Genomic DNA, 8,369 nt, shown 5'->3' with positions numbered 1-8,369 from the left:
TTAGGAAGGAAAAGAGCATAAGGGAAAACTGCTATCACTTTCGGTGCTAGCCCAGGCGGAGCCTGGGGTTTTCCTGATATCATCAAAATGCATGAAATGCCTCCATGTGGAGGCCCCTAAAAACGGCTTGATGCCTCCACGTGGAGGCATCTTTTTTTCTAGTTGCAAGACCAAGAAGAGCAAAAAATCTATCGAAAAAAGAATCGTTTTTTCTATAAAATTGATTCACTTAAAATAAAAAAAACAACCAAAAACGAACCGTTTTTTGCTGAAAAAAAGTGGTACAAATGTGTACCAACTCGCTTTTTTTCTGGTACAAAACTGTACCAAACCAAAAATAAAGTGGTACAAAACTGTTCCGAAATCAATTTTTGGTGCAAGCAATCAAACAACAGGCTCTGCCTGGTCTGGCAATGAAATTGCAAGCACGTTTTCCTTATGCTCTTTTCGCTGTTTTTTCCGGTCTTTCGCAAATTTATTGAATCGACGGCAGCACAGAAAAAATCTGAAAGGCTCTTTGGCTAAAACCAAAGAGCCTTTCAGATTTTTTTCTTTTTCTATACTATGACACTATTTGTTTTTTTAAAACATGTGGATTCTTCAGCGTACAATTTTTCTATTTTTTCTTTTTTTTATATAGAATAAAAGTTACTGCACTTAGCACGATCAAAATTCCTATTACCGCATACGTAAATGGATGAATAACAACAAAGTAACTATTTTCATAGTGATAATTTTCACTTCCGAGCTTCATTTTTCCACTCCTAAAGTTTAAGGATTCATTCTTTTTTTAAGTTTTGAGATTCTTCTTTCTAGCAAAATCCTCTTTCTTTTTTGCTAACTGCCGGAGCGTTTCTGCTTTCAGTTCTTCAAGTTCCGGATTGGTTTCAGCCGATTCATACGGTTCATCTTTTGTCGTAAACCACTCTGGTAGCATTTCCGTTCTTCCCGTAGTCCGGGCTTCTGCCGGCTGCAGATCGGCGAAGGTGATGCGCCCACCGGCTTCATAGATTTCCCATGCAGAAGTGATTTTGGACTTGATAAATCCGAGAGGATTTTTTACCGTTTTTTCTTCGTTGACGTAACGAACCAACAATTCTAATTCCTTTTCTGTGTCGTCTTTCCAGATTAGTGAAGCCCCCTGATGCAGCTGCGTAAAGAAAATCGTATCGAATTGATAACCGTTGGCCAGTTCGTTTAATCGTGTACGCAATTCGTCTTTTTTATTGAGTTCTTCTGTTGGTTCTGGTTGTTTTTCTGTGTTCGGCAATTGAATTTCTTTTTCGGGAGCACGACGAATTATAAATTCAATCGCATCAACCTTTCTTCCTTTCTTCACTTCCGTAAATTGAATAAATAGATCAGTCTGTTCATTTAATTCTTTGATTGCAGGAATCAATATTTTATTTTTAAAATTGCCGTAAAGATTATAAGACTTATTGGAGGCGCCTAATTTTCCTCTTAAAGAATCTATTGAACATTCCCATCGGCTAAGCTGTTGCCACTTTTTCATTAGCTCATACAATCTAATAGCATAGACGCTTTTTAACGATAAAATATTATTTAATTTGTACGAAGTGAAGACAGTCTTTAACTGCAATAAATATGGTTTTAGTTCTGGAGCGAAGCGCAATTGTATGACTCCAGTGCCATCAATATATCTTGCAGTTGATACCCAGTGAGTCATTAACCATCCTTTATCTTCTAATGGAATTTCCACAACTTTCGTCATTAAACTCTCTACCACAGTTTTGATTTCTGTATAATGTTCTCGCCCTTCAAGCCCTAACATCTCGTGAAAGTCACGAATCGATATCATATAATCTTTGAAATCTTTATCCGAAGGTTCAATCATGCTGACCATAGTAAGTATGATTTTTTGTTCTCTTGCTGTTAAAGGTTTCTTATGCCTAGCTTCAATCAAATTGTTTCCCTGTGTAACCAGATAATTCTCATTCATATAGCCACCCCTTCAAACTAATATTACTTTTTTTTATTTTTTAATAGTTGATTTCATAATACCATTCTCAAAAGCTTATGTATACTGTACTATTACTTGTTTTTTAAATTTTAATAGTTCGAATCGAAAAGGTAATAGTTCGAATCGAAAAGGTAATAGTTCGAATCGAAAAGGTAATAGTTCTGGAATCGAAAAGGTAATAGTTCGAATCGAAAAGGTAATAGTTCGAATCGAAAAGGTAATAGTTCGAGTTAAAAAACTTATATGTACCAAGGGCTCAGACCCTCCCTAAAACAGTTAAAACAATTAAAACAAAGTAATTAAAAACACCAACAACACGCGCACGCGCGCAAGAGAGTTGGTGGTGGGGTGGAAAAATGGGACCGAAAAGGTAATAGTTGAAAATCTCCAACCCAAATTTATAAATTCACTACCAAAATCTGAGTCTGCCTCTCCTTCTTTTAGAGCTAGCTATTGAGACGCACAGAACCCCTCTAAAAACGATTTTTAGAAAAAAGATGAACTGAGGGAAGTCCGATTCTTAAAAAAGCTTAGAACCCCCTTAACTGGCTTTTTTTGACTATATAAAAAGCGATGAACACGCCTGGAAAACTCCAAAGCGTGTTCATCGTCTTAAAGCCGAAAGGTCTTCAGGTTGCTCTCGATCTGCTCGTCTGTGATGCCGATATAGCGCAACGTGATGTTCGGATGCGTGTGGTTGAGGATGTTCTGCAACTCGGCAATGTCTTTGAACTGCTTGTAATGCCAATACCCGAACGTCTTGCGCAGGGTATGCGTGCCGATGCCATCGGGCATATCGGCCATCTGGGCGGCCTTGTTGAGCTGCCGATAGGCTTGGACCCTGGTAATGGGGTTTTGCCCTTTCCGGCTCGGAAACAGCCATTCAGCGCCCGCTAACGCGCTGATATAGGCGTTCAGTTCCTCGTAGATGTTCCCGAGGTGGATGGTCCGGCGTTTCCCGGTCTTGCCTTCCCGAAGCGATACGACTTGTTTGCCCTGGATCTCGCTCGTTTTGATCTTTAACAGGTCCCCGACCCGCAGCCCCGAATTGATGCCAAGCAAAAACAAGATATAATCCCGTTCGCTGCACCATTTCTTCAAACTCCATTTCATATCTTTAATCTGGTCCAGCGACCGGATCGGCTGCACATCTTTGATTTCAGTTTGTTTGTTCATGAGTGGCTCCTTTCGGTTGGGTGCTGAGGGTGTTTTTTCTAAAAAATAACCTATGTATGGCACTACTTAAGGATTTTGGTCGAAAGAAAAAAGAGCGCCGCCAAGGAAAGACGAGCCCAGTAAAATCAGGGTTTTGAATGTATCTTTTTTTTGCGTAATTCTATTTTCGTTTGGTTTTCTTGGAAAGTCAATGGAATGGGGGATTTGAATGTAACTTAATTAGACTTATGTTACATTCGAAATCAGGAAAAAATTAAGGAAAAACCTTTGAAATTCAGTTTTCAAAAAAAACGAAACCTTACTGGAAATAAATTGGTATAGTAGCAACAGACAATTTGATGTTGGGGGCGAAATAGAGATGAATGAAACAAGTACAAATATAGGCGATACTGTATTTACCATTGGAGTTTTTGGTGTACTGATCTTCGCAGTTATTTTAATAATTTTCTTGGTGAGAAGAAAAAAGTAATCGAGTAATTTTTGAGATAACTACTACTTGCATGAGAAAGGGAGCACGAGTATGGCGAAAATAGAAAATTCCCGATGGAAACTTAGTATGGTTGGCTTTACTACGTTTGTTTTAGCTACTATTTTCTACTTAATAACTGGCCCTAATATACCTGCAATAGTTGGCTTTTTAACCTCTGCAATAGTATTGTTCATTATCAATGCTATTTATGTTTTTTACACAAACAAAAAATCAAGGAACATAAAAAATCAGATATAGACTAACCACTAGACGGATGCTTTTCCCTTACTTTTTGAATGTAACTTAATTGCTAATAAGTTACATTCAAAAAGTTTATTATTCTTCCGGCTAATTAATCCATTCTTCCAGCGTTGCTTCCGACAATTCTCCTTCATGAACTTCTTCAATCAGGCCGTTTTTATCCACCAAGAAAGATACCGGCAGATTGCCTACGTGATAAGCTTCTTTGATTGCCCCATCTTTATCGATCAATACCGGAAAAGTCAGCTTGTATTGGTTAGTAAATTGCTCAGTTACAAAATCGGACTGCCCTAAATTAATCGAAATCACCTTAAATCCGTCTTTTTTGTACTTGGTATGAGCATTTTCCAAAGCTGGCATTTCACGTTTGCACGGTTCACACCAGGTTCCCCAGAAATTAATAAGTGTTTTTTCCTCAAGTTCATTTGATAAAACCAGCATTTCATCTGTCAACGTTTCGCCAGCGAAATTAGGCGCCTGATCCCCTGTAGATGTCAACGCAGTCTTAGGTTCCTTACTCATGCCTGAATAAGCAGCGTAGAACATCATGGTTGCCAGTAAGCCTAAGACAGACACCCGATAAATCAGTCTCTTCTTTTTTTTCTCCATAATTTAACCGCCTTGTCCATAATTTTGTAATATTAATTGGAAATGATGGGAATATCCGTTAGTTCTCTATGCTAGAATATCATGGAGGTGTTAACTATGGAAAATGTGACCTTACTAATCGCGTTAGCTGGCGGTTTCTTGGCCTTTATTTCACCCTGCTGCCTGCCCTTATACCCTTCCTTTATTTCGTACATTACCGGCGTTTCTGTAAGTGAATTGAAAGAGAATAAGCATGTTTCGTTTAAGAGAAAAGTATTGATCCATTCGATTTTCTTTTCGCTCGGATTTGCCGTAATTTATTACGTTTTAGGATTCTCATTGAGCACAATAGGTGGATTGTTCACAACCAATCAGAAGCTCATTCAGATGCTTGGCGGTATTTTTCTGGTATTTATGGGTTTATTTTTAATGGGCATCATCAAGCCCGAATTCATGTTTAAAGAAAAACGACTGAACTATAAAAGAAAATCAGCGACCTATCTTAATTCTTTTGTGGTCGGTTTTATCTTTTCGGCTGGTTGGACCCCTTGTATCGGACCTATTTTCGGGGCGATTATTACTTATGGAAGCTTGGTTAATCCCGCCCAGACGATTGCTGTGGTAACGGCCTATTCCCTTGGTTTTTGCGTTCCGTTCATCATCATGGCGTTCTTTATTGGAAAAACCAAATTCATCTTGAAATATTCGGCTGGATTAATGAAATTCGGGGGCGCTATCATTGTGCTGCTGGGAATCATGATTTATTTTGACAAGATGTATTATTTGAACATCTGGACAGCTGATCTACAATATTTTATTGAATCTTGGCTGACTTAAAAAGGAACCATGCAGAAAGAGTAAAAACTCTTTCTGCATGGTTCCTTTTACTGTTTTGAATGTAACTTAATTCACATTAAGTTACATTCGGATCCAACATTCTTAATGCTCATTAAATTAAACAAAAGCAATTGGATTTTTAAATATAAACTTAGACTTTATTTTTTTGAAGAAGTGAAATTATTTCTTTATTCTGCTTGATTTGAGCTTCACTGTTAATTTTCAATTGGCGAATCCACCTAAATATAAAAGCGAGAAGTAATAATGGCAAAAAGCCGAATAATACAGTAAAAAAATCCATTTAAATTCCTCCTTCTGAATTAAGTAATAAAGTCAAATAAATTTCCTAGTTTGAATGTAACTTAACTGCACATAAGTTACATTCAGGTTCTAGTAAAAAGTGTATGTGAAAATAAGTAGAGATAAGATAAGCAAACCAGATTTAATCCAGATAACTTTATTACTAAAACCCATCTTTTTTTCTAAGTGGTATATGTAATGGACCAGTATCAAAAAGCCAGCAAAAGTTAATAAGAAACTTGACGTACTCGTACTTCCAACAAGCGATATATATTCTAAAAGCCCAAATGCCAGTAGGAGCATGCCTATTGAAGCAATTATCATGTACATATAAGAAGTGCCAGTCTTTTTATTCTCCATATTACTCTTCCTCTCAAAAGTCCATTCTTGTTAAATTGAACCCTATTTTCGTTTATCAACTTTCTTTTTCATATGTCATTACCTACTTCTACGAAAAGAAAATTTGATAGTTTCAAAATCTGTTTTTTAAAAGCTATTTGTTCCAGATCCTAGCCCATAGACTTCGTGTATCTTTTTTAGTCAGTACCGTCTCAGGTTCGCTTTCTTCCTGTTGTAAGGGCGCTTCTGACGCATCTAACTCAGGTTCTTCCGGTACTGGTGCAAGTAATTGCTTCTGCTGATCTTCTAATACATCGATTTTTTGCTGCATCTTCTCCAGCACTTCTACAAACATAATATCGCGTTCTTTTTGGCGCTCTTCTTGTTGCTGTAGCTGGATTCTCAGCTGTTTGACTTCATTTAGCGTAGCAGCTGCTATGTCGTCGCTATCGCGCTCGCGTGGCGCTACGGAGACGTTCTTTTTCAAAGCCTTAGATGCCTCTATAACAGCTTCTTCAAGCGATTTTTTACCGCTATGTACTACCGCTATGATGCTTTCAATCGCTATGTACTCGCTATCTGTATAAAGTCGGGCGTTTTTATGGGTTCGTTGGAATTGAATGCCTTCCTGTTCCAGCAAGGCTGAATACTTCCGTAAGGTGGAGGGTTGGATCTTTAATTTCGCGCTTACTTCACTTGGAGTTAACACCGAACATTCGCCTCCTTTTCTTTTTCTTCATGTTATAAGAGTCCGATCAATCCTGCATCTTCTTTTTCCGGAAAAGGTTGCTAGAAAAACAAAAGAGAAGGTGCTGCGGACCAGCACCTTCTCCAATTTTCTGTTAGAGGACTTCCGATAAGTCGGGATATGTAAACTAGAATTCCCGTGATTTTTCTTATGGGAAAAGTCTCTTCTCAATATAAATCTACTACAAAACTTTTTAATTACTCTTGGACTTTTTTCTGTAAAAGTATGGACCCCAGTCTTCTTCATGAGGAATCACATATGTCCAATTAAAGCCTTTGTCCACGACAAAGACATCGCAATATTCGCCTGTTACATTCAACAAATCTTTAGCATTCATGGAAGACGCATATTCCACTTGTAAAACATCATCGGATTCTTGAAAGAAAATATAACAATAGCGCTTGTTTACCTTATCAAAGGAGAGAGCTGCTTCTTTTCTAACCAAACAATCCACTTTTTCAGCAGAAAACATATACCAGAGAAACTCAGTTAAATATTTATGTTGATCAAATTTAGAATCAGAAAAAGCATGAACCCATTTCTCTCTGTATTCTCGTCCAACATTTTCAAACTCCTGGACGACTATTCCTTTTTTGCGAAGAACACTAACTAATTCGATAGTAGTTACCTCCTCTCGATTACTTCGATGAGATTATATAGATATTCTACGAGCTTCGAGCATAAACATAAAATAAGTTTTAAACCGTTCGTAATAGTACACATTTTCGAACACCACAAAATCATCTTAAAAACAGAAAAAGAACGTTCGCAAATGTGGTCATACACTTTGTGAACGTTCTTTTTCTGTTTTAAGCTAAATTTACGAACGAATTATTGCTGTCTTTTCATTTTTATCTATGTATTTTTCATATCCGAAGGCGACAAGTGAATCCCTTTCAACATCCCGAATTTGGGGTGGTGTATAACTGGACACTCTCGGAATGTTCTTTCGATTTGTCTCAACACACTGACCAAAAACAATCAATCCACTTTAGTTGCATTCATCTGTTTTAATCTTTAGTTAACACAAAATCTCTAATTTTATTTTCAACTTCTTCTTTCGAAAGTTGGAACTCCGAATCATATTCTAACCGATCGATCCACTCACTAATTTCATACCATTCCGCCTGTTTCTTTTCTAAGCCTTCGCTATAAGCAATCTGACAAATTTTATTTGCTACAAGAATAGGCGACTGGCTATTTTGGAGAATCTCTTTTTCTAAACAGGAAATATAACCGTAGATTGCCTCTTGGACAGACGGCATTTTTAAGTTTATTTCGCTCAATACCTTCTGAAACAGTTCCTCAACCTCAAATAAGTTGGCATTTTTATTCATTGTCGCCAGCTTTGCCAACTCAATAGAATCATTTTCCTCAAGAAGAAAACTGGCCCATCGAATGTAATCACTACTAGTAACAATCCCTTTGTACTTTTTATACGTCAGAATTTCTAATTTCATTATAGATTTCTCGCTCCTTTTCTTTCATGATAATTGATTCGGGGAATAATTCAGAGAAAGGAATAAAAATAAAAAAAGATAAATTAGGAAGGAAAAGAGCATAAGGGAAAACTGCTATCACTTTCGGTGCTAGCCCAGGCGGAGCCTGGGGTTTTCCTGATATCATCAAAATGCATGAAATGCCTCCATGTGGAGGCCCCTAAAAACGGC

At 37.4% G+C, this 8,369-nt stretch carries 9 protein-coding genes; 2 read left to right on the top strand and 7 right to left on the bottom strand.

Translation table 11 applies throughout. The features are described from left to right. Positions 1–790: 790 nt before the first annotated feature. The gene (locus FQV30_RS07825) at positions 791–1,960 is read right to left on the bottom strand and encodes a replication initiation protein (protein WP_146499611.1); all 1,170 of its coding nucleotides are present in this window, start codon (positions 1,958–1,960) and stop codon (positions 791–793) included. A 633-nt stretch (positions 1,961–2,593) separates the two neighbouring features. Further along, on the bottom strand, positions 2,594–3,157 hold the full coding sequence (locus FQV30_RS07820; RefSeq protein ID WP_146499610.1) for a tyrosine-type recombinase/integrase: 564 nt from the start codon (positions 3,155–3,157) through the stop codon (positions 2,594–2,596). 520 nt (positions 3,158–3,677) lie between these two features. Between FQV30_RS07820 and FQV30_RS07815 the strand changes: the two genes are divergently transcribed. Further along, complete coding sequence (locus FQV30_RS07815) at positions 3,678–3,884, top strand: hypothetical protein (RefSeq protein WP_146499609.1); 207 nt, start codon at positions 3,678–3,680, stop codon at positions 3,882–3,884. 90 nt (positions 3,885–3,974) lie between these two features. Here the strand turns inward: FQV30_RS07815 and FQV30_RS07810 are convergent, their stop codons facing one another. Further along, positions 3,975–4,496, bottom strand: coding sequence for a redoxin domain-containing protein (locus tag FQV30_RS07810; protein ID WP_146499608.1), 522 nt, complete (start codon positions 4,494–4,496; stop codon positions 3,975–3,977). Positions 4,497–4,592: 96 nt separating this feature from the next. On the opposite strand from FQV30_RS07810, the gene FQV30_RS07805 reads away from it, so the two are divergent. Continuing rightward, complete coding sequence (locus tag FQV30_RS07805) at positions 4,593–5,312, top strand: cytochrome c biogenesis CcdA family protein (RefSeq protein ID WP_146499607.1); 720 nt, start codon at positions 4,593–4,595, stop codon at positions 5,310–5,312. 151 nt (positions 5,313–5,463) lie between these two features. On the opposite strand, the gene FQV30_RS17910 is transcribed toward FQV30_RS07805, so the two are convergent. The 4 genes from FQV30_RS17910 to FQV30_RS07790 form a co-directional block, all read right to left on the bottom strand. Then, complete coding sequence (locus FQV30_RS17910; protein ID WP_186725570.1) at positions 5,464–5,613, bottom strand: hypothetical protein; 150 nt, start codon at positions 5,611–5,613, stop codon at positions 5,464–5,466. Positions 5,614–6,105: 492 nt separating this feature from the next. Continuing rightward, entirely contained in the window at positions 6,106–6,660 is a 555-nt protein-coding gene (locus FQV30_RS07800) for a MerR family transcriptional regulator (protein ID WP_146499606.1), read from the bottom strand. Between the two features lie 232 nt (positions 6,661–6,892). After that, on the bottom strand, positions 6,893–7,318 hold the full coding sequence (locus FQV30_RS07795; protein WP_146499605.1) for a DUF4275 family protein: 426 nt from the start codon (positions 7,316–7,318) through the stop codon (positions 6,893–6,895). 391 nt (positions 7,319–7,709) lie between these two features. Continuing rightward, positions 7,710–8,159 carry a hypothetical protein gene (locus tag FQV30_RS07790; RefSeq protein WP_146499604.1) on the bottom strand — a complete coding sequence of 150 codons (450 nt, stop codon included), beginning with the start codon at positions 8,157–8,159 and terminating at the stop codon, positions 7,710–7,712. Positions 8,160–8,369 lie beyond the last annotated feature (210 nt).

The organism is Planomicrobium sp. CPCC 101110 (assembly GCF_007859395.1).
Lineage (GTDB): Bacteria > Bacillota > Bacilli > Bacillales_A > Planococcaceae > Planococcus.
Note: the sequence above shows the minus strand (reverse complement) of the source record. Positions and strands in the feature narration are given on the sequence as shown.

Coding starts and splice junctions, on each gene's coding strand:
- FQV30_RS07790 (WP_146499604.1), bottom strand. CDS start 8,159: ATGAAATTAGAAATTCTGACGTATAAAAAGTACAAAGGGATTGTTACT.
- FQV30_RS07805 (WP_146499607.1), top strand. CDS start 4,593: ATGGAAAATGTGACCTTACTAATCGCGTTAGCTGGCGGTTTCTTGGCC.
- FQV30_RS07810 (WP_146499608.1), bottom strand. CDS start 4,496: ATGGAGAAAAAAAAGAAGAGACTGATTTATCGGGTGTCTGTCTTAGGC.
- FQV30_RS07825 (WP_146499611.1), bottom strand. CDS start 1,960: ATGAATGAGAATTATCTGGTTACACAGGGAAACAATTTGATTGAAGCT.
- FQV30_RS07815 (WP_146499609.1), top strand. CDS start 3,678: ATGGCGAAAATAGAAAATTCCCGATGGAAACTTAGTATGGTTGGCTTT.
- FQV30_RS07820 (WP_146499610.1), bottom strand. CDS start 3,157: ATGAACAAACAAACTGAAATCAAAGATGTGCAGCCGATCCGGTCGCTG.
- FQV30_RS17910 (WP_186725570.1), bottom strand. CDS start 5,613: ATGGATTTTTTTACTGTATTATTCGGCTTTTTGCCATTATTACTTCTC.